Source organism: Paraburkholderia antibiotica, assembly GCF_012927125.1.
Taxonomy (GTDB): domain Bacteria; phylum Pseudomonadota; class Gammaproteobacteria; order Burkholderiales; family Burkholderiaceae; genus Paraburkholderia; species Paraburkholderia antibiotica.
The window spans coordinates 380966-406456 of the sequence record NZ_JABBFZ010000002.1; the positions used below are offsets into that span (position 1 = coordinate 380966).

Sequence of the window (25491 nt, forward strand, 5' to 3'; positions counted from 1 at the left end):
TCGTTGCCGCATTCCCGTATCATGACGTCGTAATCGAGTGCCTTTGGCACCGATGTTTTACGGAGGATGCATAGCATGGATAAAGCCGAATTCGACAGCTTTGCCGACGAGTATCTGTCGATGCATGCGCGCAATATTTCGGCATCGGGAGAAGGTCCGGCGTTTTTCGCGGAGTACAAGATTCGCGATATCGCCGAAGAGATGACACGACGTCGTACGCTGCCCACACGCATGCTCGATTTCGGCTCGGGTGTGGGCACGTCGATTCCGTGGGTGAACCACTATTTGCCGAATGCGCAGCTCACCTGCGCGGATGTCTCGGAGCGCTCATTGGAACTCGCGCAAAGCCGCTTTCCCGATTCGTCGCGCTTCGTTCACTTCGACGGTCATACGCTGCCGTTCGAGCCGGGCGAATTCGATCTCGCCTACGCGATGTGCGTGTTCCATCATATCGACCATGCCGAGCACGTTCATTTGCTGCGCGAGTTGAAACGCGTCGTGGGACCGCGAGGCACGGTCGTCGTGTTCGAGCACAATCCGCTGAACCCGCTGACCGTCAAAGCGGTCAACACCTGCGAGTTCGACGTCAACGCAAAACTGATCAGCGCGCGCAACATGGAGCGTGCCTGTCGCGACGCCGGCTTCTCCGCTGTCGACGTGCGCTTCCGGATTTTCTTTCCGCATAGGCTGGCCAGACTTCGTCCGCTCGAAAAATACCTGACTCGCGTTCCGCTCGGCGCACAATACGCGGTCTATGCCAACGCCGCGTGAGGACAACCCGCCGATGAACGATCTGCGCACCAACGCGCCGCGTATCGAATCGCTTCAGCAATTCATCAAGTATCTGCTGGTGGGCGGCGTCAATACGATCATCTCGGCTGCCATCATCTTCGTCGTCCAGGCCGCGGGTGCGCGGCCGGTGGTCGCCAATATCGTCGGCTACGCGATCGGTATCGCGCTGAGCTTCGCGCTCAACAGCAAGGTCACCTTCAGGACGGCGGTGACGCGGTACTCCGCCATCCGCTTCCTGATCGTGATGCTGATCTCGTATCTGGCCAATCTCGTCACCATGCTCGCGGTATTGCACGTCACTCACGCGCCCTACTTCGCGCAGTTGAGCGGCATTCCGGTCTATGTGATCGTCGGCTTTCTCGGCAACAAATATTGGGCGATGCGCGAGCGCTGAGCGCGCATTCCACCTCGAGGCAAAATGCGTTGCCGATGAATTGATTAAAGGCTTCGCGAAAAGTACCCAAAGCGCCACTTGATCCATATGGCAATCGTGAAAACGCGATTGCCATTTTTCATTTCACGCTTAATAGCCAGAACGAATAAATAGCGCGCCTTTTTATTGCCGTTTCATTAGCTCGCGTTTTTGGCTCGTTGCAAATTCCGTATTTAATCGTTCCGTTTTTGCGATGCGCTTTTTCCCAACTGCCGAGCCTCGCCCAAGCTCAACGATCCGCACGCGCGGCCTCGAACGCTGTCTGGCGGGCCGTCTCGTCGATTTCGGGTAATCCCCCGTTGACCCAGGTCATCTCATTACTTACAGTGGCGCGCGTTCGCACAAAGAATCGTCGTTCTTTAGACGAACAAATCGCCAGGCCCGGCGCGATTCCTTTTACCGAACCGCACCGGTTATGATTCATTGCCGAAGCGCAACCAGTTTGCCGCGGGCGCAGGCATCGTGCGCCGCTGCCAGACGGCGCACGGTCTTAGGAAAAAAGCTCGTCGGACGAGCCTTTTCGCAGTCAGGAGACCATCATGAACCGCAGCAGCGCTGTGAACGTTCAAACCTTCATCAACGAACATCCGTTTTCGCCGTTCCAGTGGCTGATCTTTTTCATGTGCTTCATCATCGTCCTGCTGGACGGTTTTGACACGGCTGCGATCGGCTTCATCGCGCCTTCGCTGATCACCGAATGGGGCATCGACAAACCCGCGCTCGCCCCCGTGCTGAGCGCGGCGCTGTTCGGTCTCGCGTGCGGCGCGCTCGGCTCGGGCCCGCTGTCGGACCGGCTCGGACGACGCGTGATGCTGGTCGGCTCGGTCGCCCTGTTCGGCGCCGCCTGCCTCGGCTCGGCGTTCTCGGACACGATCGGGCACCTGACCGTGCTGCGCTTCATCACCGGCGTCGGCCTCGGCGCCGCGATGCCGAACGCGGTCACGATGATGGGCGAATACTGCCCGGATAACCGCCGCGCAACCGTGATCAACCTGATGTTCTGCGGCTTCCCGCTGGGCGCAGCGTTCGGCGGCTTCCTCGCCGCATGGATGATTCCGCATTTCGGCTGGCGCAGCGTGCTGATCCTCGGCGGCGTCACGCCGTTGCTGCTGTTGCTGCTGTTGCTCGTGAAGATGCCGGAGTCGGTCCGCTACATGGTCGCGAATAACAAGCCGGTCGAACGGATTCGCGCGGCGCTCGCACGCATTTCCGGCGACGCCGTGCAAGCCGGGTCGTTCATGATGACCGAAACCGCGCCGCAAACCGGCGGCAAGGGTCTCGGCGTGGTGCTGTCGCGTTCGTACATCATCGGCTCGGTGATGCTGTGGCTCGCGTACTTCATGGGCCTCGTGATCTTCTACGCGTCGATCAACTGGATGCCGATCCTGCTGAAGGACGCTGGCCTCACCCCGCAACGCGCGACGCTGATCTCCGCGCTGTTCCCGCTCGGCGGCGTCGGCGCGGTGCTGTGCGGCGTGCTGATGGATCGCTTCAACCCGAACCGGATCATCGCGGCCTGCTACGCGCTGACCGCCGTGAGCGTGTACTTCATCGGCCAGGCGGCCGGCAATGTCGGCGCGCTCGTGCTCATCGTGTTCGTCGCGGGCGTGCTGATGAATACCGCGCAATCGTCGATGCCGGCGCTCGCCGCCGCGTTCTATCCGACCGCGGGCCGCGGTACCGGCGTCGCGTGGATGCTCGGCGTCGGCCGTTTCGGCGGTATCGCGGGTTCGTTCCTCGTGGCCGAACTGACGCGCCGCCACTTCTCGTTCGGCGGCATCTTCGCGACGATCGCGGTGGCGGGTCTGCTGTCGTGCGGCGCGCTGCTGATCAAGCAGGCCGCCCGCCCGGAGACCACGGAACCGGGAGCGTCGAAGGCGGGGTCGTTTGGGCACTGAGTGTGCAAGTGATTAAGGTGGCCCATTAAAAGGCCGCGCATCGCAAGATGCTGATGATAAAAAGCCGTCCCGCGAATAAGCAGGACGGCTTTTTATTTGGCTGAAACCAATACCGGAATCATGCCGGCATCGAGGCAATCGCCCATTCACCAATAGATCAGGCAAGCCGTTTAATTACTTCTCCACCCTATCCTGCATCACCATAATGGTTTGCTGCATCAACGCGCACAGCGTCTCGCGACCGTCCTTCACGGCAATCACCTCGGCTTGCGTGACAATCAGCGTGCGGCCGGGCCGGGTCACGCGACCGCGAGCGATCAGCGTCTCGCCATCCGCCGCGGCAACGAGATTGATCTTGTACTCGACGGTCAGCACCGACGCGCCCGACGGCGCCAGCGTCATCGCTGCATAACCGGCCGCCGAGTCGGCAATCATGCCCACCACGCCGCCATGCACGAAACCATGCTGCTGCCCGACGCCATCCCAGATCGGCAGATGAATCTCGGTGTAGCCCGCTTCGACCACCGCGAGATTCGCGTGAATCAGCTTCATCGCGTTCTGACGTTCGAAGCTGGCGCGCACGCGTTCGACGACGACTGCGTCCGGAGATTGCTCCATGTAGCGACTCCTGTCGGAAAACCAGTTGGAAAGCTCGAAATTTTTGCCAACCGATTTTAGCCCAGCGCATTGCAAAGACCGAACCCTGGTCGCGCGAGCGCTGATCCCCAAGCGCCAAGCACCCGATTACGCGTATCGCCCCAACCGAAACGGTTCGAGATCGACCGGCGGCCTGTCGCCGCGTATCAGCGCCGCGACGCATTCGCCGACCGCCGGCCCGATGCCGAAGCCGTGCCCGGAAAAGCCCGAGGCGAGATACAGACCGGGAACGTCATGAAGCGCGCCGATGACCGGCATCGCATCGGGCGTGACGTCGATATAGCCGCCCCACGCATGCGCGATGCGCGCGCCCTTGAACACCGGAAAGCTTTCCCGCAAACGCGTCCACGCCTGATCGATACCTTTCGCGTAGGGCGGCGGATCGAGCATCCGGCAATGCTCGAACGGCGTCTCGCTATCGGACGGGAAGCGTCGCGGGATCTTCAGTTCGTCGATAAAACGCTCGCTCACACGCACGCGCACGATCGCGCGATTCGCGATCCACGGACGAATGAATTTGCTCATCAGCCGGAAGCTGTCCGGCACCAGCTCGGCGAGCGACGCGGAGAACTGCGAGACCGTGTAGCCGCCGTCCGTGCGCTTGCGGCAGGTGAAATCCTTGCCGTTGATCGACACCGACATACGCGCATCGAACGGCGCGGTACGCAGCACCGAGCCGCGCACCTTGAGCTGCGGAAACTCGACGCCGAGGTTGCCGCAGAACAAACGCGACCACGCGCCCGCCGCAACGAGAACGTTCTGCGCATCCACGCGCCCCGCTTCGGTGACGATCGCGCTCACGCGTCCCGCGCTGCGTTCGATACCGCGCACCGCGCAGTTCTCGACGATCGTCGCGCCCGCCTCTCTCGCAAGCGCGGCGATGCCGGCGGTGGCCTGGGTCGGCTCCGCGACACCGCAGCTCTCGCTGTACATCGCGCCGGTCCACGCACGCGCGCTTGTGGGCAGCAACTTTTGCATATCGCGCTTCGTCAGGAACGAAGCCTTCGCGCCATAGGTTTTCGCCGCGTCATACCAGCGCGCGTGCTCCTGCGCGTCGCGATCGTTTTCCTGCAGATAGAGCAAGCCGTTCTGCCGGTAACCGACCTCCACCTGCTGCTGAAGCTCGCGCCAGCGGCGATTCGCGAGCAGCGCGAGCGGCACCTCGGGCAGGTCGCGCGATAGCGTGCGCACCCATCCCCAGTTGCGGGACGACTGCTCGCACGCGAGCGTGCCTTTCTCGAAGAGCGCGGTGCGCACGCCCGCCTTCGCGAGCCAGTAAGCGGTGCTTGCGCCGATGATGCCGCCACCGACGATGGCCACCTCCACCGGATCGAGTGCATCTGCCATGGTGTTCCTGTTCCTGTGTCGAGTGCGAGGGTCTCGCGCGTTACGCCGGGTAGCCGAGCGTGTCGCGCAGCCGGTACCAACTGATCGCGAGCGCGGCGCCGAGCTGGCGCGCCGGATAGAACGGCAGGCGGCTCACCGGCGTAACCGGAAAATCGAGCTGCCGGGCGGGCACGCCGTTGATCGCATCGGCCAGCACGCGGCCGAGCGCGGTTGCCATCGCCACGCCGCGGCCGCAATAACCGTAAGCCGTCCAGATGCCCGGCGCGAGCTCGTGAATGCGCGGCAAATCGTCGAGGGTCATGCCGACGCGGCACGCCCATCGATGCTCCCAGTGCATGCTCTCGAGCAGCGGAAACCGCGCGAGCGCGGCGGCACGCAGTTGCTGTTCCGTGGCGGCATCGATGTGATCGGCCGCGCGCCCGCGTCCGCCGATAACGAAGCGGCCTTCCGGGTCGATGCGGCAGTAATAGGTGATCTTGCGGGTCTCGGAGATGCCCGCGCGGCGCGGCATCAACGCCTGCCGCAACGCCTCGGGCAGCGGCTCGGTCGCGATTTGCGCGCTCGCGACCGTCACATAGGACTGGGCCACCGACGGCCACAGTTGCCCCGTATAAGCGTCGGTCGCGATGACAACCTGGCGCGCGCGCACGGTATGCGAGCCGACCTGCAGCGTCGAGCCGGTCCCGCTGCCCGCGCGGATAGCGTCGACCGGCGTATGCTCGTACAGCGCGACGCCGCGTTCGGCCGCCGCGTGCGCGAGCCCGCGTGCATATGCGAGCGGATGCACCGCGCCCGCGCGGCGTTCGAGCAGACCGGCGGGCCAGAAGTGCGAGCCGGTGGCTTCGAACATCGCGTCGGCGTTCAGATACTGGATATCGCCACCGTGCGCGTTGACCTCGCGCGCACGTCGTTCGAGATAGTCGACCGAGCGTGTGGAGAACGCGCCCTGAATCCAGCCCGTGCGCGTCGCCGCGCAATCGATCCGCAACTCGGAGACGAGATCGAACAGATAGTCTGCGTTGCCATAGGCGAAGTTCATCATCTTCGTGGCAACGTCATGGCCGAAGCGCTCGATCAACGCGACGGGCGTCGGTTTGAAGCCCGGCACGACCTGTCCGCCGTTGCGCCCCGACGCGCGATGCCCGATCTCGAACGCCTCGAACAACGCCACCTGCCGCCCGGTTGCCGCGAGATGGTAAGCCGTCGATAGACCCGTGAAGCCCCCGCCGATCACCGCGACATCGACCTCGATCGACTCGCCGAGCGTGTTCGCGGGACGGCGCGGCGCAGCCGTGCTCGACCACAACGTGGTGGCCGGTTCGAACGAATCGCGTTTCATGACGGCAGCGACTCCGCGTGCGTGACGCGCTTCAGGAAATCGCGAACGCGTTCGTTGCGCGGCTGCGTCAGCACCTCGCGCGACGGCCCCTGTTCCGCGATACGCCCGCCATCGAGGAACAGCGTGCGATCCGACACGCTGCGCGCGAAGTCCATTTCGTGCGTGACGACGACCATCGTCATGCCTTTGTCGGCGAGCGCGCGCATCACGGACAGCACTTCGCCGACGAGTTCGGGATCGAGCGCGGAGGTCGGCTCGTCGAACAGGATTGCTTCGGGTTCCATAGCAAGTGCTCGCGCGATCGCGACACGCTGTTGCTGTCCGCCCGACAATTGCCGCGGATAATGCTGCGTTTTCTCCGCGAGGCCGACCGAGGCGAGCAAGTCCCGCGCACGCGCCGATGCCTGCGCGGCGCTCTCGCCTTTCACATGCACCGGCCCTTCCATCACGTTCTCCAGCGCCGTGCGGTGCGGAAACAGATTGAAGCGCTGAAACACCATCGACACGCGCTGACGGATCGCGTTGATCTGGCGACTCTTCGCGTCGACCGGCTGACCGTCGATCGTGATGCGACCGCCGTCGTATTGCTCCAGTCCGTTGATGCAGCGCAGAAGCGTCGACTTGCCCGAGCCCGACGGGCCGATCAGGCACACCACTTCGCCCTTACTGATTTCCGCGTTGATGTCCTGCAGCACGCAATGGGTGCCGAACGACTTCGTGAGATTTTCTATCCTGATCATTTGCTTTTCCCGAGGCGTCGTTCCAGCCGTCCGATTCCGTACATCATCGGCAGACTCATCACGAGATAGATCAACGCGACCAACGTGAAGATCGTCGCGCTCTTGAACGTCGCCGCGGCAATCAGCTTGCTTTGCATCGACAACTCGACGACGGTGATAACCGCCGTCTGCGACGAATCCTTCAGCATCATCACGACGTTGTTGCCATACGGCGGCAGCGCGATACGAAACGCCTGCGGCAGCACCACGCGACGCATCAGCTTCATGCGCGACATGCCGATGGACTGCGCCGCTTCATACTGCCCGGAATCCACCGCTTCGATGCCCGCGCGAAACACCTCGGCCATATACGACGAATACGCGATCCCCAAACCGAGCGCGCCCGCCTGAAACGCGCTGAGACTCACGCCGAACTCGGGCATCACGAAGTACATGTAGAACAGGATGACGATGATCGGCACGCCGCGCAGCACGTTCGTCAGCACGCGGCTCGCGTGAGCGAGAGACGCGACGCCGCTCACGCGCAGCAACGCCCACACGAGGCCCAACACCGTGGCGATCACCAGCGCCGATGCGGTGATCGCAATGGTGGTCAGCACACCTTGCATGAGCACGGGCGAGAACTCGACCGCATCGCTCAGGAATGATTCGAACATCTGGGTACCCTGCCTTGCGCAACCAGTGGTTACGGGTTAGTGAGTGATGTTCCACTTCTTCAGGATCGCGGCGATCGTGCCGTCGGCCTTCAGCTTCGTGATGGCGGCATCGAGTTGCGCGCGCCGCGCGTCGTCGCCTTTGCGCACGGCGAGCGCGATGTTGGTCGGCATCGACGGCTTGTAGCTATCGACGAAACGCACGCCGCTCGCGCCTTGCGAGCGCACCTGATACGCGATGACCGGGCCGTCGCCGATCGCCGCATCGAGCCGATGCAACGACACGTCGCGCACGAGGTCGGCCATCGTGTCGTACATCTTCACTTCCTTCACGCCGGGCGTCGCTTTCAGCGGCTCGACGTACAGCGTGCCGATCTGCACGCCGACCGTCTTGCCCTTCAGATCGGCGAGGCTCCTGTAGTCGGTTTTGTCGTCGGCGGACACGATCAGGCCTTCGCCGTATTCGACGACGATCTGCGTGAAATCGACGACCTGCGCGCGTTGCGGCGTCCGCGCGAAGGCCGACGAAATGAGGTCGATCTTGTTCGTCTGCAGCGACGGCACGAGCGACGCGAACGGAATCGGCGCGATGTCCGTCTTGTAGCCCGCTTCCTTGCTGACGGCCTCGGCGACGTCGATCATCGCGCCTCGCAGCGTGTTGGTCTTCGGATCGAGGAAGTTGAACGGCACGGCCGTGGGCGTCGCGCCGACGCGCAACGGCGCCGGCTCCGCATGCGCGATCGACATCGTGGCGGCGCACAGGACGCTCGCAATCAGGACATTCAGCTTCTTCAACATGGGATCCCCTTGATGGGTTGGTTGGCGATATGACTTCCGTGGCCTTCTGTCGTATCGCATAGCGATATATCTATATCGACGATATCCAAGTTATAGCCAGCCATTTTGATGCCGTCAACAAGGTAATTTTCTGGCACAACAGCGTATATTTAGGGGTTTTCCCGAAATTTGAACGTACTTTCGGCCATGACGGGAAGCACCTCGTCGATTTATTTTCTATATTGTGATTCAATAAATAGATATCGCATCTCAATGTCTCCGACCATGACGAACCCGATCCCTGGCCAGGAACTGGCCGCTTCATCGCCCGAGGAATCGACGCTTTTCGTGCAGTCGCTCGCGACGGGAATCGCCGTCCTCAACGTGTTCGGCCCCGAAAACCGGGCGCTGAACCTGCCGGAAATCGCGGCGCTCGCAGGCATTTCGAAGAGCGCGACGCAGCGCTTCGCCTTTACGTTTCAGGCGCTCGGCCTGCTGGACAAAGACCCAGTGACGAAGCGCTATTCGCTGTCGTCACGCACCCTCGGGCTCGGCTGCAAGTATCTCGAGTCGCATGCGTTGCTGACCCGCGCGAATCCGTTCCTGCTCGAACTCAACCGCAATTCGGGCGAAACGGTGAACCTCGCCGAACCGTTGGGCACCGACATGATCTACATCGGCCGCTTTCCGAGCCTGATGCGGCTGCTCGCGCACATGCCGGTCGGGCATCGCATTCCGGTTTATTGTTCATCGACGGGACGCGCGTATCTGTCCGCGCTCGACGACGAACAGGCGCGCGCAACGCTGCTCGCGTGCGAGCGCGTCAAGTACACACCGAACACGATCACCGATATCGACGCGTTGATGGAGGAGTTGCGTTTGTCGCGCGAACGCGGCTTTGCCTATTGCAACGAGGAGTACTATCGCGGCGATCTCGCGCTGGCGGTGCCGATCTTCGATTCGGCGCATCGCCCGGTCGCGGCGTTGCAGATGTCCGTGCTGGCGGGAAAGTGGACGCTCAAGCGCGCGGTGACACGCCTGATCCCGATGATGCAGGAGACCGCGCAGCGCATTTCGACGGCCTCGCCGACACCGCAAGCGCTAGCGCCATTCACGAATGTTCCGCAAGGCAGGGGCTGAGCGTAGCCTGAGCGCGCGGGCGACCGAGCCGGTTTTACGTCGCGCGCACGCGCCGCCTGCTGAAAGCCCGCCAGAAAGCGCCCCGCACCACTTCCCGATACACTACGCAGCTATTCATCTTCCGCTCGCGGGCCCGCGCGGTGGCCTGCGCCGCTGCCGTGTCCCCGCTGCTTCATGTCAGGATTCCCGCAATGAAACGCGTAGTCGTAGCCGCGCTCGTCGCGCTGTGCGTCGCGCAACCGGCCACTCAGGCCGTCGCGCAAACCGTCAGTGATCAATGTTTCGCGCTCGGCGATATCGCCGGCCAGGTCGTCGGCTGGCGCGCGCACAAGAAAACCAGAGCGCAGGCGCTCAACCAGGCCGCCTATTACTACAAGGACCCGGCCGACCGCGCCGCCGTCGACGCGATCATCGAGAAAATCTACGCCCCCGGCGCGCCGCACATGACGCCCGATCAGGCGAACATGGCGGTCACGTCGGAGTGCCTGAACCGGCAGAAGGGGCAGGCGTCGTCGACGCAGTGATGCGTGGTCGCGGCTGAGGTGCCGGGATGCCTGCCTCCGCCGCGCCACCTTCAGGCCGCGGCGTCAACGTTAGCGTCAGCGCCGCCTGAACGCATCCAGCGACGACAACGCGTTGCCGTGGAAGTCGAACAGCGTGTTGTTGTCCCACTGATCGCCCGCGCCCACTTCCCAGCCGACGTTCGGCGTCGGAATCCACTCGGGCTCCCACCAGAACACGCCCTTGCCGTGACCGTCGGGGATCGCCTTGACGATGCTGGTCACCTGGTCGAGGAACTGCGCCTGGCCGGCCGGCGTTTGCGGGAACGTCGAGGTGCCGACGTTGGTCATCGAGTCCGGCTCCGAATCGCCGTCGCTGGTCGTCCACGGATACGCGGTTTCGACGACGATCACGTCCTTGTCGTAACGCGTCGCCAGATCGTTCACGTTGCCCTGCAGATCGCTGAACGAGCCCTGCCATTGCGGGTAATACGACAGGCCGATCACATCGAACGTGACACCGCGCTGGGTCATCGCATCGAACCACCAGCGGCTCGTCGCGTTGTTGCCGCCGCTGTCGATATGCAGCATCACCCTGGTACGCGCATCGACGGATTTGACCGCGTCGTGCCCGGCCTTCAACAGCGCCGCGAGATTGTCGAGCTGATCGTACTTGCCGAGCGGCCACAACATGCCGCCGGTGATTTCGTTGCCGATCTGCACCCACTCCGGATACACGCCGTCGTGCTTCAACTGCTTCAGCACGTCCGACGTATAGGCCGACAACAGCGCGCAGGTTTCGTCGATGCCCTTGCCGGCCCACGCATGCGGCGGATACTGCTTGCCCGGATCGGCCCACCAGTCGCTGTAGTGAAAGTCGATCAGCACGCGCAGACCGAGCGCGGCCGCGCGGCGCGCGAGAATGCGCGCGTGCTCCGCATTGTTCCAGCCGGCCGCCGGGCTCTGATTGGCCGGGAAAAAGTCAGGATTGCCAGGATCGTTCCAGACCTTGATCCGGATCGAATCGACGCCGTGGTCTTTCAGAATCCGCAGACAGTCGTGCGCTTTGCCGTGCTCGTAGTACTTCGCGCCGTTCGCTTCGAGTTCGAGCAGCGTCGAGACATCGGCGCCCATCGCGAAGCGGTTCGCGAGCGCCGCGGCTTGCGCCTGGTTGCCCATGCCTTCGCGTTGCCAGCCCTGCTGGCCGCCTTGTTGGCCTCCTTGGCCACCTTGTTGACCGCCAGCCGCCGCGAACGCGGGCGCTGCCGTCGCGCCGACCCCCGCCGCCGCGGCAGCGCCCGCGAGCCATCCCAGCATTTCTCTTCGGTTCATCCGTCATCCTCCATCTGTTGAACGGCGGCTTTTTTTGCAGGCCGCCTGGTCTGGTTTGATGCGTCCGTGTTGCAACCTTCGAGTTTCAAACTGCGTTGCTTCTACTGCGTGGTGTGTTGCCGATTGCCTGGGTTCGCGGCGCGTTACGCGTCCTGCCACACACAAACATCGCCGGTCTGCAGGCGCGACTCGCCGAGCACGAACGTCGCGTTGCGCGGCGCCGGCGCCTGCACCGGCTGCGCGCCGAAGTTGAACGCGAACGTCAGCCCGCCGCGTCGACGCAGCCGCAGTCCGTCGGCGAGCAGTTGCGTGTCGAGACCCGCGTCGTGCGCCGCCTGCCGCAGCACCGTACGATGCAGTTCGTGCGACAGCCAACCCGCGACGTAGCGCACATTGCCGTGCGTCAGCAGCGCGGGCCATGCGTCGTCGAAGCGCGCGGCGATGCGCGTGTCGCCGTTCGCGCGCACGTGCTCGCGCCAGTGCAGCGCGTGGCCTTGCGTGCCGTCGATCGTCAGCGTGGGCGCGAGCGTCGAGCGCAGCGTTTCGACTTCGAGCACCTGCACCGGCAGCACGCGCTGCAACGCGCCGGGCGGCAGATTGCCGGGAATCGCGAAGGTGCCAGTCTTCGAGCCGCTGCGCGGACCGAACACCCATTGCGCGTTGCTGCGTGCGATCTGGTCGACGAACGCATCGTCGATTGTCGCGAGGCTCGGCACCACCACCAGTGGGTAACCCGAAACATCGTCGCGGCTCGACACGATGTCGACGTCGAGCCCGAGTTCGCGCAGCGATTCGTAGTAGTCGAACACCAGCGTCTGATAATCGAAGCCCTTGCCATGACGCTGGATCTCGAACATCCATTGCGTCTCGTAGTCGAACACCAGCGCGGTGGCCGCGCGCGCGGGCGCGGCGAGCGTCGACAATGCAGTGCTGGCGGCGATTTCGCGCGCCGCCTGCCGCACTTCCAAACCACCCGGCGATAGTTCGTTGTTCGGCAGATTGAGCCCGGAATGCATCTGCTCCTGCGCATACGGGCACTGCCGCCAGCGGAAATACGACACCAGCTCCGCGCCATGCGCGAACGCTTCATAAGCCCACAGCCGCACCATGCCCGGCGCCGGCACCGGATTCCACGGTGCCCAGTTCACCGGGCCGGCCTGCTGTTCCATCACCCAGAAGCGGCCGGCACCGATGCCACGATAGCGGTCGTGATCGAACGCGGACACGTCGGGGTGTCCGGTGCGCGCGAAGCGGGCCTTCTGCTCTTCCGGCAGCGCGATCGATTCGGTGCGCGCGATCGGATAGCTGTCCCACGCGGCGACGTCGATCGTGTTGTCTTCGGCGAAGCGGTAATGGTCGAAGCTGGTGAAAAAGCCCATGAAGTTATGCAGCAGATCCGCGTTCGGCGCATGCTCGCGCAGCACCTCGATCTGCTCGCGATGGAAGCTCGCGACTTCGTCGGACATGAAGCGGCGGAATTCGAGCAGATGGATCGGATTCGCGTCGGTGGGCGTCAGCGTCGGCAGGCCGATCGCGTCGAACGACGGATACTCCATGCTCCAGAACACGTTGCCCCACGCGTCGTTCAATGCGCCGACGGTTTCGTAACGCCGCTGCAGCCAGGCCTGAAAGCGCGTCAACGCCGCAGCGGAATAGCTCGGCACCGTGTCGTGGCAACCGAGTTCGTTATCGGTCTGCCATGCGACGATCGACGCATGCCGCCCGTAGCGCCGCGCCATCGCGGTGACGATGCGCACACATTCGCGCCGGTAGGTCTCGCTCGAAATGTCGTAGTGACGGCGCGAGCCGAAATTCCAGCGCGCGCCGTCGGCGCGCACCGGCAGCACGTCCGGATGCGCGTCGATCAGCCACTTCGGCGGCGACGCGGTCGGCGTGCCGAGCACGAGTTTCAGGCCGGCTTGCGCGAGCGTGTCGACTGCTTCGTCGAGCCATTGCCAGTTGAACTCGCCGGCGCGCGGCTCCATCCGGCTCCACGCGAATTCGGCGATCCGCACGTGCGTAATGCCGAGTTCGACCATCCGTTGCGCGTCGTCGGCCCACATCGTGCGCGGCCATTGTTCCGGGTAGTAGCAGACACCAAGTTGCATGTGAAAGTCTCGTTGTGAGTTGACGGCGAACCCGTTGGGCGTTCGGCCGCGGTTTATCCCTTGCTTGCGCCGAAGGTGAGCCCGGCGACGAAGTGGCGCTGCATCGCGAAGAACATCAGCACCGACGGCAGCGCGGCCAGCACCGAGCCCGCCGCGACCAGATTCCACGCGGTGGTCCACTGCCCTTTGAGCGCGGCGACGCCCACCGTGATCGGCGCGGCATCGTCGCCCTGCGTCAGACACAACGCCCAGAAATAGTCGTTCCACACGAACGTGAACACGAGGATGCCGAGCGCGGCGAGCGCGGGCCGGATCAGCGGCAGCACGATGCGCAGATAGATGGTCCATTCACCCGCGCCTTCGACGCGCGCCGCCTCGATCATCTCGAACGGCAGCTGCTTGATGAAGTTGCGCAGAAACAGCGTGCAAAAGCCGGTCTGGAACGACACGTGAAAGATCACCAACGCCCACACGGTGTTGAAGAGACCGAACTTCAGCGCCATGTCGCGCACCGGAATCATCAGGATCTGGATCGGCACGAAGTTGCCGGCGACGAACGCGAACAGCACCGCCGTGTTGCCGGGAAAGCGATAGGTCGCCAACGCGAAGCCCGCCATCGACGCCAGCACGATCGCGCCGATCACCGACGGCACCGTAATCAGCACGCTATTGGCGAAGTAATGCAGCATCGGCGTTTGCGTGAGCGCGGTGCCGTAGTTTTCCAGCAGCGCGAAGTGCTTCGGCCACGTCCAGTATTCGCCTTGCGACAGTTCATCGGACGAGCGGATCGACGTGACGAGCACCGCCAGCATCGGCAGCAGCCAGATGAATAGCGCGAGCGGCAGTGACGCCTTGTAAAGCCTGCGATTCAGCGGTTTCCAGCGTTCGACGGGAAGCGGATACATGACCTGGTACTCCTGAGATTCAGAGAATCAGCGTTCCTCGCGCAGCATGCGGCGCAGATGGAACACGATGTAGACGAGCATGATCGCGAACAGCACGACCGCAATAGCCGCCGAATAGCCTTCGCGGTAGTACTTGATGGCCATGTCGTACATGTAATAGGCGAGCACGGTGGAGCTGTCGAACGGACCGCCGCCGCTCATCACCGCGATAAGATCGAAGCTGCGCAGCGCGCCGATCACGGTCAGCACGACTGCCATGAAAGTGGCAGGCCGCAATTGCGGCAGGATCACGTGCCACAGCAGACGTAGCCCTTGCGCGCCTTCCATGCGCGCGGCTTCGACCACCTCGGGATTGATGCCGGTGAGACCGGTCAGATACAGCACCATGCAGAACGGCGTCTGCGGCCACAGCGCGGCGAAGATGATGCCGAAGGTCGCCGTATGCGGATCGCCGAGCACCGGAATGCCGCGCCCGACGATCAATCGCAGCAGCCCGAACGACGGATCGTAGAACCAGCTGAACACGAGCCCGACCACCACGCCGGACAACACGAAAGGCGCGAAAAACAGTGACTTCACGACGCGCATGCCACGCACGTGCTGGTTCAGGTACAGCGCAAACAGCAGGCCGAGCGGCGGCGCCAATAGAAACAACGCGAGCCAGATCAGGTTGTTCTTCAGCGCCGTATAGAACGTATCGGACTGGAACAGCTCAGCGTAATTGGCGAGACCCGCGAAGGTCTTCGGCGTCATGCCGTCCCAGTTATAAAAGCTCAGCGAAATACTGCTGATGATCGGATAGATCACGCACAGGCAGAACAACGCGCAGCCCGGCAGCAGAAAGAAAAATGCCGCGCGATGCTGGTGACGACGCGTGGTCGAGACGCGACGGGGCCGCGCCGCGGGCAGGCGGCGCGCTGCGGTATCGGACATGGAGCGGGCCTCGGTGAAAAGCGAAGGCGGAAAATCGAAAGCGAAAGTCGTCGGCAGATGCCGGCCGCGACACGCGCGGCCGGCACGGCGAAACTTACTTCTGGTAGATGCGCTTGCGGGTCGCTTCGAGGTGAGCGAGCACGCTGTCGAGTTGCGACGGATCGCTGTAGAACTGCTGCATGGCCTTCATGCCTTCGTCGGCCATTTCCTTCTGCATGTCGCGATCGTAGAACTGCGCGATCCCGCCGCGCGTATTCGCGAGCGTCTGGAAGCCGACCTTCGAGATCGCATCTTCAGGCTCGGCGGCCTGGCTGTTCGACGGCAACTGGCCCCAGCCCTTCGCGAGTTCGGCGTTGATCTTCGGCTGTTCCATGAACGCGAGCAGCTTGCGCGCGTCGGCCTTGTTCTTCGCCTTCGCCGGAATCAGCAGCACGTTGACCGGACCGTCCTCGGCCATCGGCACGTTCGTGTCGATCACCGGGAAGCGGAAAAAGCCGATCTGATCCTTCACCGACGGCGGGAAGCTCGCCGAGAAGAACGTGCCCATCAGCATCATGCCGGCCTTGCCGTTGACGAGGAACGGCGCGATCGAATCGAGATCGTACGAGAGCGCGTTGTCGATATACGCGTGATTGTCGAGCAGCGTCTTCCACGTCGTGTAGACCTTCTTCACACGCGGATCGGTGTACGGAATTTCGCCGGCCATCAGCTTCTGATGGAACTCGTTGCCGTTGATGCGCAGGTCCAGATAGTCGAACCACGCGGCAAGCGTCCAGCTGTCGCGCGCGGCCACCGCGATCGGCGCGACGCCGATCGCTTTCAGTTTCTTCGTCGCGTCGAGCAGTTCGTCCCACGTTTTCGGCTCGCTCCTGATGCCGGCCTTCTCGAACAGATCCTTGCGATAGAAGAAGCCGTACGCGTCATAGCCGAGCGGCGCCGCGTACTGCTTACCCTTGTACGTCGATGCTTCCTTGACCGACGCGTACTGCTGCGACCAGTTGTTCTTCGCCCAGTCCGGGCTCAGATCCTCGAGCAAGCCGCGCTGCGCGTAATAGGCCATCCGCTCGCCGTCGTGCCACGACACGACGTCGGGCGGATCGGTGGCGAGCCAGCCGCCCATCTGCACCTTGTACGCTTCCTCGGTGATGTACGTGACTTTCAGATCGATGTCGGGATTGGCTTTCTTGAACTGGTCGAACGCATCCTGCCAGGTCGAGCGCTGATTACCGCGCGCCGATACATTGACGTTCAACGTGGCCGCGTCGACCGTGGCGCTGCCGAGCGCACCCGCCACCATCGCGGCGGTAATCGACAGCCGTGCAAGACGGCGAAGGCGAAGAGCAATCATCTGTGTCTCCTTGTCTACCTTGTTGACCGGCTACGCAGCGTGGCCGGCGATGTAACCCGCTCTGTGGCGGAATTCAGCATGACGAACCTTTTCCGCAGGTCCGCCGTTGACGATCGATCAGGCGGCCGCGCGTTCAGGCTCGAACGTACTGCGCCGCAATGCGAGCCCCTGTTCATCGAACAGATGGCACGCCGCGGGCGGCACGTGCACACGAATGCGCTCGCCCGCGCCGAGCGGCGTATCGCCGGGCGCTTTCGCGATCAGCGTGCCGCCCGCGTAATCCGCATGGATATAGCTGTGTTCGCCGAGGCGCTCCGACAGCACGGTCGTGCACGCGAGGTGCGGCTCGTCGCCGTCGAGCCGCAGATGTTCGGGCCGCACGCCGAGCGTGACGCGCTGGCCGCGTTGCAGCCGTTGACCGTCGACGTGCGCGACGAGTTTTTCCGCGCCGGCGGCAAGCGTCACCGTCACGCGTCCCGGCTCGATCGAGTCGACCGTCGCGTCGATGAAGTTCATCCGCGGCGAGCCGATAAAGCCCGCGACGAAGCGCGACTTCGGATGGTGATACAACTCGAGCGGCGCGCCGGTCTGCGCGATGCTGCCGAAGCGCTCGGCATCCGCGCCGGCGTGCAGCAGCACGATGCGATCGGCGAGCGTCATCGCCTCGACCTGATCGTGCGTCACGTAGACCACGCTCGCATTCGCGAAGCGTTGATGCAGCCGCGCGATTTCGACGCGCGTCTGGCCACGCAACGCGGCATCGAGATTCGACAGCGGTTCGTCGAACAGAAACACGCCCGGCTCGCGCACGATCGCGCGGCCGATCGCGACGCGCTGCCGCTGTCCGCCCGACAGCGCCTTCGGATGACGTTCGAGCAGGCTCTCCAGCTGCAGGATGCGCGCGGCTTCCCTCACCTTGCGATCGATCACGTCCTTCGGCTGCTTCGCGAGCTTCAGCCCGAACGCCATGTTGTCGAACACGGTCATGTGCGGAAACAGCGCGTAGCTCTGGAACACCATCGCGACACCGCGTTCGGCGGCCGGTACGTCGTTGACCAGCCGCCCGCCGATATGCAGCTCGCCTTCGCTCAGGTCTTCGAGACCCGCGATCATCCGCAGCAAGGTCGACTTGCCGCAACCCGACGGACCGAGAAACACGCAGAACTCATGCTGCGCGATCTCCAGATTCACGCGCCGGATCACCGGCGGGTGGTCGCCGTAGGCCTTGTGCACATCGGTCAAACGAATCGTTGCCATGCTGTCTCCGCCTTGATTTAACCGCTTAAATTTTTGCCGAAATAAAGCGCCGGGGGCTTGTGCCGACGGCATTTAATCGCTTAAATTTGAGTTCGACGGAAAAAGTCATGGTGGGTGTCTCCGCTAGATTTTCGAGCAAGTTAGCAATGTTGCGGATCGTTTGCAACATTTGAATCGACCTCCCTAAATATGGGACAAGCCGAACATGGTCACGCTGTCCGAAGTCGCGAAGCGCGCGCAGGTTACCGCCGCCACCGTCTCCAACGTGCTGCGCAATCGCGAGAAAGTCCGCCCCGAGACGGCCGAGCGCGTGCTGCAGGCCATCGCCGATCTCGGCTACCGGCCGAATCTGAACGCGCGCGCGTTGGCCGAGGGACGTTCGTCGACGCTCGCGTTGATGCTGTCGAACATCTCGAACCCGTTCTACCCGGAGTTCGTGCTCGCCGCCGAGCGCGCGGCACGCAAGCGCGGCCACTTCCTGATGGTTTGCAATACTGACGATGATGCGGAGATCGGCCGCGCGTATCTGAACCAGATTGCCGGCACGCTCGCCGACGGCGTGCTCGTGATGAACACCGACATCACGATCAACGATCTGTGCGCATCGGCCACGCATAGCGCGCCGATTCTGCTGGCAATGTGGGAACACCCCGAGTCGCCGCCCGCGCTGCCGTGCATCGCGGTCGACTTCGCGCGCGCGGGCGAGCTGGCCGCGCGGCATCTGCTCGAACTCGGGCATCGCGACATCGGCCTGCTGATCGGCGACGGCTGCGGCGGTTTGCAGGACGCGCGCTCGAACGGTTTTCGCGCGGCCCTGCGCGCGGCCGGCATCGAAGCCGATGCGGCTGCGGTGCTGCAGATTCGCGATTCGATCGACGCCGGCTTCGCCGCCTGCATGGAGCTGATGGCGAACCGCCCGCAGGTCAGCGCGATCTTCGCGACCAACGACCTGCTCGCGATCGGCGCGATACAGGCGCTGATCACGCTCGGCCGTTCCGTGCCGGACGATGTCTCGGTGATCGGCATCACCGACATTCAGCTCGCGCACCAGGTGCACCCGGCGTTGACGACGGTCGCGATCCAGACGGCCGCCGTCGCCGAGTTGTCGATCGATAGCCTGATTCGCCTCGTCGAGACACCCGAACGGCAGCCTTCGATGGTGCTCGGGCCATCACCGGAACTGGTGGTGCGGGCGTCGACGGGACCGTGCAGAACGCGCTGACGCATTTGCACAGGATCGCTAACTGGTTCGCGTTGGTCAGCTCGCGCGCTCCTGCGCCATTCGCGTGACGATGTCGAAGGCCTTCTGCGTCGCGCCGACCTCGGCCTTGCCCTGACCGTGAATGTCGAACGCGGTGCCGTGCGCGGGCGTCGCGATCGGCACCGGCAAGCCTCCGTGCACAGTGACGCCGCGCCAGAAGCCCATCAGCTTCATCGCGATCTGGCCTTGATCGTGATACATCGTGACGACGCCGTCGAAGGCTCGCTGGTCGCGGGCGCGCACGAAAATCGTATCGGCCGGAAACGGTCCCTGCGCGTCGTAGCCGAGCTGGCGCGCCGCCTCGACGGCCGGCGCGATCACGTCGATCTCCTCGCGGCCGAATGCGCCGTTGTCGCCGTTGTGCGGATTGAAGCCGCATACCGCGATGCGCGGCTGTGCGATGCCGGCACGCTTCAGGCCATCGTGAATCAAACGCACCGCGCCGACGATGCGCTCCTCCGACAGCTTCGCGCTCACATCCTTCAACGCCATATGCGAGGTCACGCGCGAAGTCCACAATTCGTCGAGCACGTTGAACTCGCAGAAGTTGCCGGTGTAGCCGAGTTGCCGCGCGAACCATTCCATCTCGTCGCCCGTCTCCATCCCGGCGAGATGCAGCGAGGTCTTGTTGACCGGTGCGAACAGCATGCCCTGCGTGACGTTGGCTTGAGTCAGCGCGAGCGCCTGCTTGAACGCGGCGAGGCTGTAGCGGCCGCCGCGTTCGGTCGCGAGCGCGCGCTCGTACGGTTGATCGCCGGGCAAACGGAAATCGATCAGCGACGGCACACCCGCGCGCTGAAACGCGGCTTCCGCGCTTTCGACCACGTCGTATTCGAAGCGCTGTTGCGCGATCTTCATGCCCGTTTCGAGTTCGCGCCTATCGCCGATAATCAGCAGCTCCGCGCGAGCCCGGTTCTCCTGCTGCGCGAATAGACGCGCGATCAACTCGGGACCGATACCGGCGGGGTCGCCGAGCAGTACTGCGATGCGTGGTTTCATGTGTGTTCCTGTTGCGATCGAACGATTCGCCGATGCACCGACCGACAGCCAGCGTAGCCGTTCATTCGACGATATTGAAGTCCGCGAGATGCTTGTCGCTCAGCCGGATGCCCAACCCCGGTACCTCGTCCGACAGTTGCAGATAGCCATTTTCCGGCTGCGGCTCGCCCTCGAAGATGTAGTAGAACAGTTCGTTGCCCACTTCGACGTCGAACACCGGAAAGAACTCCGCCATTGGGCTCGCGGTGCTCGACATCGTCAGATGATAGTTGTGCATCTGCCCCGCGTGCGGAATCACCGGCACCGACCACGCCTCGGCCATCGCATTGATCTTGCGCGCCGCCGTGATGCCGCCGACGCGATTGGTGTCGTACTGGATCACGTCGACCGCGCGACGTTCCAGCAGATCCTTGAAACCGTAGCTGGTGAACTCGTGTTCGCCGCCCGACACCGGCATCAGATTCATCTTCTTCAGTTCCTGATAGCCCTCGACGTCGTCGCCGGTCACCGGCTCCTCGATCCAGCGCGGATTGAATTCGGCGAGACGCGGCAGCATCCGTCGCGCGTATTCGAGCGTCCAGCCCATATAGCATTCGAGCATGATGTCGACTTCGTCGCCGACCAGCTCGCGCAACAGCCGCACCTGTTCGAGGTTTTTCGCCATGCCCTTCGGGCCGTCTTTCGGGCCGTAGCCGAAGCGCATTTTCATCGCGGTGAAGCCGCTGTCCAGATAGCCCTGCGCTTCGGCGAGAAACGCCTCGCGGTCGTCGTTGTTATAGAGCTTCGACGCGTAGCACCAGATCTTTTCTTTGGTGCGGCCGCCGAGCAGCTTGAACACCGGCTTCTTCACCGCCTTGCCCATGATGTCCCACAACGCGATATCGATCGCGGAAATCGCCGCCATGCCGATGCCCTTGCGGCCCCACGCGAGCGTGCGGCGATACATCTTCTGCCAGATGTACTCGTTGTCGAACGGATCTTCGCCGATTGCAATCGGCGCGAGGTATTCGTCGATGATCTGCTTCGCGATGCGCGGCGCGAGCGCGCAATTTCCAATCCCCACCGTGCCGTCGTCGCATTCCACTTCGACCACCAGCCAGCCGTGAAAGCGGAACGACCCCATCGCGTCGCCGCGCTCGTACAGAATATCGACCGCATTGGTGCAGAAATGCGCTTGCGGCGGCACGACCTTGCCTTTCCATTCGAAAACGCGGGTACGGATATGCTTGATTTTCATGTTCAATGCTTCCTGGAGAGAGTCAGTGGCCCGTGCGTTCGCCGAGCGGACCGGTGCGATGGGAAACGGAGTGGGAACCGGAATTGACATTGGATGCGACTGCGAAACGGAATGTCAGCAGCAGCAATGCGCCGATCAGGCCGACCACCGCGAGCGAGAACATCCCTGCCCGCGACGAACCGGCGAGATGTTCGGCGAGTCCTTTCAGATTCGGCGCAACGAAGCCGCCCAGATTACCGATCGAGTTGATCAACGCGATGCCGCCGGCCGCGGCCGCGCCGCCGAGATAACCGGTGGGCAGCGTCCAGAACAGCGGCTGCACGCAGACGAAACCGATCGCGGCCACGCAGAACGCGGCAATCGCGACCGCCACCGACGACGTCATCGCCGACGCCGCAATGCCCAGAGCCGCGAGCGCGAGCATCGCCGCGGCCCAGCGGCGGTGATGACCGTGACGATCGGCGAAACGCGTAATGCAGAACGTGCCGATCAGCGCCGCGATCCACGGAATCGCGGTCAGCAGTCCGACCTCGACGCCGACGTGGCCACCGCTCGCGAGTCCCGCAATGCGCGTCGGCAAATAAAACACCACGCCGTACACGCTCATCTGCACCGCGAAATAGATCAGGCTGCAAAACAGCACACGCGAATCGCGCAGCGCCGCGAGCACCGACGACGGACCATGCGCGAGCTTCTGGCGATCTTCGTGGCGCAATGCGTTGTCGAGTGCTTGCCGCTCGTCCGCGTCGAGCCAGCTTGCGTCGCCGGGCCGATCCGTCAGATAGAAGTACGCGATCACGCCCACCACCGACGCCGCGAGTCCTTCAACGACGAACAGCCATTGCCACGGATGCAGGCCGAACGGATTGCCCGCATCGAGCAATAGTCCCGAGACCGGACTGCCGAGCAGCAGCGCGAGTGGAAAGCCAAAATAGAACAGGCCCATGGTTTGCGAGCGCGTTTTCGCCGGAAACCAGTTCGACAGGAACAGGATGATGCCGGGGAAGAACCCCGCTTCGGCGATACCGAGCAGCGTGCGCAGCACATAGAAACTCGTCGCGCTATCGACGAGCGCGGTACACGCCGACACGACGCCCCACGTGACCATGATGCGGCTCATCCAGATACGCGCGCCGAAGCGATACATCAGCAGGTTGCTCGGCACTTCGAACAACGCATAACCGACGAAGAAGATCCCCGCGCCGAACGCGAAAGCCGCGTCGCTCAAACCGGTATCGGCTTGCAGCACGTTCTTCGCAAAGCCAACGTTCGCGCGATCGATAAAGGCCAGCACGTACATCAGGATCAGAAAAGGCAGCAGCCTCGTGCGCGCTTTCGCAATCGCGCTATCGAGCGCCGGGCTCGCGGTCATCGTCATGCGTCGTCTCCGTTCATTATCTGGTAAGCCCGACTGCCATCGAATAGCGTCGTGCAATGAACGCTAGTGTGCGAAACTATCCGATAACTGACCATTGAATATTTCGAATCAGCCGATTCGCTGAGGTTATCGCTCATGATCCCGCCCGCCTCCACCATTCGCAAACGTCTGCGCCTGCGTCATCTGCAACTGATGGTCGCGCTATCGGAAATGGAATCGCTGCGCCGCGCCGCCGACGAACTCGCCATGACGCAACCTGCCGCGACCAAAGCGTTGCAGGAACTCGAAGACACGCTCGGCGTGTCGCTGTTCGTGCGGCACGCACGCGGGATGGAGCCGACAATCTTCGGCGAAGCGGTGATGCGCTACGCGCGCGTGGTGTTCGAGGATCTCGACGAGTTGCGTGAAGAACTCGCCGGCATCGAGGCCGGCGATATCGGCAAGGTGCGGATCGGCGCGGTGATGGCGCCGTCGCCCGAATTGCTGACGCACACGATCGTCAAGCTGAAGGAAGCGCATCCGCGCCTGCAGATGACGGTGACGATCGACACCAGCGACGTGCTCGTGCAGTCGCTGCAGCAGGATCAGCTCGATATCGTGATCGGGAGGATTCCCGACGGTTTTCCCGCGCTCGATCTGAGCTTCGAGACGCTCGCGGAAGAGGCGCTGTCGATCGTCGTGCGGCCCGATCATCCGGCCGTACAGGCGGGCAAAAAAACAAATAAGCAAACGACCGCGCGGCCGAAGCTCGCGGATCTCGCGCGCTATCCGTGGATCATCCAGCCGCATCCGAGCCCGATGCGTCAGGTGATCGACCAGACCTTCCGCGAGTCGCGCGTCGCGCCGCCGGTCAGCACGGTCGAGACCTCGTCGATTCTGACCACGCTGTCGTTGCTGCGCGACTCGGACATGCTCGCGGTACTACCGAGTTCGGTCGCGCAGTACTACGTCGCGCTCGATGCGATCGCCGCGATTACGACGCCGCTACGCGGGCGGCTTGCGCCATACGGACTGATACTGCGTAAAAACCGGCGTATTACGCCGGCCATGCAGCTGGTCATCGATTCGATTCGCGCGGCGTAAGATTCTCGGCGAAGCGTAATTCGCCGCTCCCTTCTCTCGTTGCGTTGGCGCTCCCCTGTTCGACATCGAGCGCAATATCCGGCCGCATGAAGAAAGTCGCGACGATGCCGAGCGCGAGCAAACCCAGCGAGCCCGCGAACGGCAGCGTCCAGCTGCCGGTGCGATCCACCACGAGGCCGAATACGATCGGCGTAAAAATTCCCGCAATCGCCGAGCCCGCATTCACGAGTCCGCTCGCGACACCGACGTGTCGCGGCGTGATATCCATCGGCACGGCCCAGATCGGCCCGATCGTCATTTCGAGGAAGAAGAACGACAGGCTCATGCACGCGGCCATCACCGGCAACGACTTCACGATCATCACCGGCGCGAGAAAAACGAGTGCGCCGAGAAAGGCAGCGATGATCACGTTGCGCCGCGCCGCGACGACATTGCGGGTGCGCTTCAGCACGCGGTCGCTGAGTACGCCGCCCGCGGTATTGCCGACCACGCCGGACAGGAACACGCCCGCGGAGAACATCGCCGAGCTTTTCAGATCGAGTCCACGGCCGTGCATGAAGAACGTCGGCAGCCAGGTGAAGAACAGCCAGCCGGTCCAGCCATAGCAGAAGTACACCAGCATCGTCGGACCAATGCGTTTGAGAAGACGGCGCCACGGCGTCGGCTCGCGCGTCGTCGCGGCCGCGGAATGGCGCACCGGCGGCAATTGCGCTTCCTCCTGCGCGCTCATGTGGCGATGCTTGCGCGGGTCGTCGGTGAAGTACCACGCGTAGATCACAACCCACACGAAGGTCAGCGCGCCGACCGCGAAAAACGACACACGCCACGACGAATACGCAACCAGCAGTGCGATCAGCGGCGGCGTAATCGCATTGCCGAGCCGCGAGAACGAATGCGTGAGCCCCTGCACAAAACCGCGTTTGCTCGACGGAAACCAGTTGGTCAGCGCCCGCGCCTGCGCGGGCAGCGCCGCGCCCTCGCCGATCCCGAGCAGCAGCCGCGCGCCGAACAGCGACACGAGTCCGCCCGCGAGACCGGTCGCCACCGTCGCGACGATCCAGATGCTCGCGCAGATCACAAGCGTCAGCTTCGCGCCGAAGCGGTCGCTGACCCAGCCGCCGATCACCTGACACAGCGTGTACGTGTACGCGAACGCGGCGAACACGAGTCCGACATGGGTATTGCTCAGATGCAGATCGTCGCGGATCAGCCCGGCCGCCGCCGACAGATTCACACGATCGAGATACATGATGAACGACATCGCGCACATGAGCGCGAGGACCGCCCGGCTGACCTTGGGTCGCAGCATCGTCTCCTCCGGATTGTCGCGTGAGCGCCGCCGATGCCTCGCCGGCGGCGTCCGCTATGGACTGT

23 protein-coding genes are annotated in these 25491 nt (G+C 63.4%); 7 read left to right on the forward strand and 16 right to left on the reverse strand.

Annotation, left to right across the window (positions count from 1 at the left end; genetic code table 11):
- The first annotated feature begins 75 nt into the window (after nucleotides 1–75).
- From HHL14_RS05755 to HHL14_RS05765, 3 genes are all read left to right on the forward strand, one after another.
- The gene (locus HHL14_RS05755) at nucleotides 76–771 is read left to right on the forward strand and encodes a class I SAM-dependent methyltransferase (protein WP_169496599.1); all 696 of its coding nucleotides are present in this window, start codon (nucleotides 76–78) and stop codon (nucleotides 769–771) included.
- 13 nt (nucleotides 772–784) lie between these two features.
- Nucleotides 785–1186 (forward strand): GtrA family protein, encoded by a 402-nt coding sequence (locus tag HHL14_RS05760; RefSeq protein ID WP_169496600.1) that lies wholly within the window; start codon nucleotides 785–787, stop codon nucleotides 1184–1186.
- Nucleotides 1187–1764: 578 nt separating this feature from the next.
- Entirely contained in the window at nucleotides 1765–3123 is a 1359-nt protein-coding gene (locus HHL14_RS05765; protein ID WP_169496601.1) for an MFS transporter, read from the forward strand.
- Nucleotides 3124–3297: 174 nt separating this feature from the next.
- On the opposite strand, the gene HHL14_RS05770 is transcribed toward HHL14_RS05765, so the two are convergent.
- The 6 genes from HHL14_RS05770 to HHL14_RS05795 all read right to left on the reverse strand — a co-directional run bounded on the left by HHL14_RS05770 (nucleotide 3298) and on the right by HHL14_RS05795 (nucleotide 8657).
- Nucleotides 3298–3741 (reverse strand): PaaI family thioesterase, encoded by a 444-nt coding sequence (locus HHL14_RS05770; protein ID WP_169496602.1) that lies wholly within the window; start codon nucleotides 3739–3741, stop codon nucleotides 3298–3300.
- Between the two features lie 126 nt (nucleotides 3742–3867).
- Nucleotides 3868–5127, reverse strand: coding sequence for an NAD(P)/FAD-dependent oxidoreductase (locus HHL14_RS05775; RefSeq protein WP_169496603.1), 1260 nt, complete (start codon nucleotides 5125–5127; stop codon nucleotides 3868–3870).
- Nucleotides 5128–5167: 40 nt separating this feature from the next.
- Entirely contained in the window at nucleotides 5168–6466 is a 1299-nt protein-coding gene (locus tag HHL14_RS05780) for an NAD(P)/FAD-dependent oxidoreductase (RefSeq protein ID WP_169496604.1), read from the reverse strand.
- Nucleotides 6463–7206, reverse strand: a complete 744-nt coding sequence (locus HHL14_RS05785) for an amino acid ABC transporter ATP-binding protein (RefSeq protein ID WP_169496605.1) — start codon at nucleotides 7204–7206, stop codon at nucleotides 6463–6465. The genes HHL14_RS05780 and HHL14_RS05785 overlap by 4 nt, the downstream gene beginning before the upstream one ends.
- Nucleotides 7203–7862 carry an amino acid ABC transporter permease gene (locus tag HHL14_RS05790; RefSeq protein WP_169496606.1) on the reverse strand — a complete coding sequence of 220 codons (660 nt, stop codon included), beginning with the start codon at nucleotides 7860–7862 and terminating at the stop codon, nucleotides 7203–7205. Before HHL14_RS05790 ends, HHL14_RS05785 begins: the two co-directional genes overlap by 4 nt.
- Nucleotides 7863–7898: 36 nt before the next feature.
- A complete protein-coding gene (locus tag HHL14_RS05795; protein ID WP_169496607.1) occupies nucleotides 7899–8657 on the reverse strand; it encodes a substrate-binding periplasmic protein in 759 nt (252 codons plus the stop codon).
- A 264-nt stretch (nucleotides 8658–8921) separates the two neighbouring features.
- On the opposite strand from HHL14_RS05795, the gene HHL14_RS05800 reads away from it, so the two are divergent.
- The gene (locus HHL14_RS05800; RefSeq protein ID WP_169496608.1) at nucleotides 8922–9776 is read left to right on the forward strand and encodes an IclR family transcriptional regulator; all 855 of its coding nucleotides are present in this window, start codon (nucleotides 8922–8924) and stop codon (nucleotides 9774–9776) included.
- A gap of 191 nt (nucleotides 9777–9967) precedes the next feature.
- Nucleotides 9968–10300, forward strand: coding sequence for a hypothetical protein (locus tag HHL14_RS05805; protein ID WP_169496609.1), 333 nt, complete (start codon nucleotides 9968–9970; stop codon nucleotides 10298–10300).
- 75 nt (nucleotides 10301–10375) lie between these two features.
- Here the strand turns inward: HHL14_RS05805 and HHL14_RS05810 are convergent, their stop codons facing one another.
- The 6 genes from HHL14_RS05810 to HHL14_RS05835 all read right to left on the reverse strand — a co-directional run bounded on the left by HHL14_RS05810 (nucleotide 10376) and on the right by HHL14_RS05835 (nucleotide 18159).
- Nucleotides 10376–11608, reverse strand: coding sequence for a glycoside hydrolase family 53 protein (locus HHL14_RS05810; RefSeq protein ID WP_169496610.1), 1233 nt, complete (start codon nucleotides 11606–11608; stop codon nucleotides 10376–10378).
- 143 nt (nucleotides 11609–11751) lie between these two features.
- Nucleotides 11752–13716, reverse strand: coding sequence for a beta-galactosidase (locus tag HHL14_RS05815; protein ID WP_169496611.1), 1965 nt, complete (start codon nucleotides 13714–13716; stop codon nucleotides 11752–11754).
- Nucleotides 13717–13769: 53 nt separating this feature from the next.
- Nucleotides 13770–14621, reverse strand: a complete 852-nt coding sequence (locus HHL14_RS05820) for a carbohydrate ABC transporter permease (protein ID WP_169496612.1) — start codon at nucleotides 14619–14621, stop codon at nucleotides 13770–13772.
- A gap of 27 nt (nucleotides 14622–14648) precedes the next feature.
- Complete coding sequence (locus HHL14_RS05825; protein ID WP_169496613.1) at nucleotides 14649–15554, reverse strand: carbohydrate ABC transporter permease; 906 nt, start codon at nucleotides 15552–15554, stop codon at nucleotides 14649–14651.
- A 94-nt stretch (nucleotides 15555–15648) separates the two neighbouring features.
- Complete coding sequence (locus tag HHL14_RS05830) at nucleotides 15649–16902, reverse strand: ABC transporter substrate-binding protein (RefSeq protein WP_169496614.1); 1254 nt, start codon at nucleotides 16900–16902, stop codon at nucleotides 15649–15651.
- A 117-nt stretch (nucleotides 16903–17019) separates the two neighbouring features.
- Nucleotides 17020–18159, reverse strand: coding sequence for an ABC transporter ATP-binding protein (locus HHL14_RS05835; protein WP_169496615.1), 1140 nt, complete (start codon nucleotides 18157–18159; stop codon nucleotides 17020–17022).
- A 205-nt stretch (nucleotides 18160–18364) separates the two neighbouring features.
- On the opposite strand from HHL14_RS05835, the gene HHL14_RS05840 reads away from it, so the two are divergent.
- Nucleotides 18365–19381, forward strand: a complete 1017-nt coding sequence (locus HHL14_RS05840) for a LacI family DNA-binding transcriptional regulator (RefSeq protein WP_169496616.1) — start codon at nucleotides 18365–18367, stop codon at nucleotides 19379–19381.
- A gap of 36 nt (nucleotides 19382–19417) precedes the next feature.
- Here HHL14_RS05840 and HHL14_RS05845 read toward each other — a convergent pair whose 3' ends face one another.
- The 3 genes from HHL14_RS05845 to HHL14_RS05855 form a co-directional block, all read right to left on the reverse strand.
- Nucleotides 19418–20419, reverse strand: a complete 1002-nt coding sequence (locus HHL14_RS05845; RefSeq protein WP_169496617.1) for a 4-hydroxythreonine-4-phosphate dehydrogenase PdxA — start codon at nucleotides 20417–20419, stop codon at nucleotides 19418–19420.
- Between the two features lie 61 nt (nucleotides 20420–20480).
- The gene (locus HHL14_RS05850) at nucleotides 20481–21656 is read right to left on the reverse strand and encodes an L-rhamnonate dehydratase (protein WP_169496618.1); all 1176 of its coding nucleotides are present in this window, start codon (nucleotides 21654–21656) and stop codon (nucleotides 20481–20483) included.
- A gap of 22 nt (nucleotides 21657–21678) precedes the next feature.
- Entirely contained in the window at nucleotides 21679–23034 is a 1356-nt protein-coding gene (locus tag HHL14_RS05855) for an MFS transporter (protein WP_169496619.1), read from the reverse strand.
- 135 nt (nucleotides 23035–23169) lie between these two features.
- On the opposite strand from HHL14_RS05855, the gene HHL14_RS05860 reads away from it, so the two are divergent.
- Nucleotides 23170–24117: a LysR family transcriptional regulator gene (locus HHL14_RS05860; protein WP_169496620.1), complete on the forward strand. Its 948-nt coding sequence runs from the start codon at nucleotides 23170–23172 to the stop codon at nucleotides 24115–24117.
- On the opposite strand, the gene HHL14_RS05865 is transcribed toward HHL14_RS05860, so the two are convergent.
- Nucleotides 24092–25426 carry an MFS transporter gene (locus HHL14_RS05865; protein WP_169496621.1) on the reverse strand — a complete coding sequence of 445 codons (1335 nt, stop codon included), beginning with the start codon at nucleotides 25424–25426 and terminating at the stop codon, nucleotides 24092–24094. The genes HHL14_RS05860 and HHL14_RS05865 overlap by 26 nt on opposite strands.
- Nucleotides 25427–25491: the final 65 nt, after the last annotated feature.